Annotated in this window: 2 protein-coding genes; both read left to right on the plus strand. The window is 68.5% G+C overall.

The window, feature by feature from the left end; genetic code table 11:
- Positions 1-2: 2 nt before the first annotated feature.
- The gene (locus AC1DU6_RS34810; protein ID WP_477863089.1) at positions 3-131 is read left to right on the plus strand and encodes a major capsid protein; all 129 of its coding nucleotides are present in this window, start codon (positions 3-5) and stop codon (positions 129-131) included.
- A 2-nt stretch (positions 132-133) separates the two neighbouring features.
- The coding region (locus AC1DU6_RS34815) for a hypothetical protein (RefSeq protein ID WP_477863087.1) at positions 134-600 on the plus strand (467 nt) is incomplete at its 3' end.

Consider the following 600-nt stretch of genomic DNA (forward strand, 5'->3'; position numbering starts at 1 on the left):
TGGTGACCCGCCCGAAGACCCGCCTGAACCAGGAAGACGACTACGTCTTCGGCGTGATGGCAGCGGTGGCGCCGCAGTTCCGCGTGGACGCCAGCGGTCAGACCTCGATCTGCCACATCACCGCGAGCTGATCATGAAGCTGCGCATCACCCAACTCAAGGCGCCCTGGCCGCAGGGCGCGAAGGTCGGCGACGTCGTCGAGGTGGCCGCCAACGAAGTGCCGGGCTGGGGCGTCAACAAGTGCCAGCCCGTCAGCGATGACGAGCCGGTGACCACCGAGTGGGCCGCCGCGACGGGCGATGACGCCGGTCAGGCGCTGCCCGAGATCGAAGCGGTCAACGCCCAGATCGCCGACCTGACGGCGCAGCTGTCCGCCGCAAACAGCAAGGTGACAGACGTGGAGGCGATGAACCAGCGCCTGCGCGGAGACCTGACGCTGGCCGATGCCAACACTGCCGACCTGACGGCGCAGCTGTCCGCCGCAAACAGCAAGGTGACAGACGTGGAGGCGATGAACCAGCGCCTGCGCGGAGACCTGACGCTGGCCGATGCCAACACTGCCGACCTGACGGCGCAGCTGTCCGCCGCCGTGGCTGCTGG

The organism is Roseateles sp. P5_B10 (assembly GCF_056400485.1).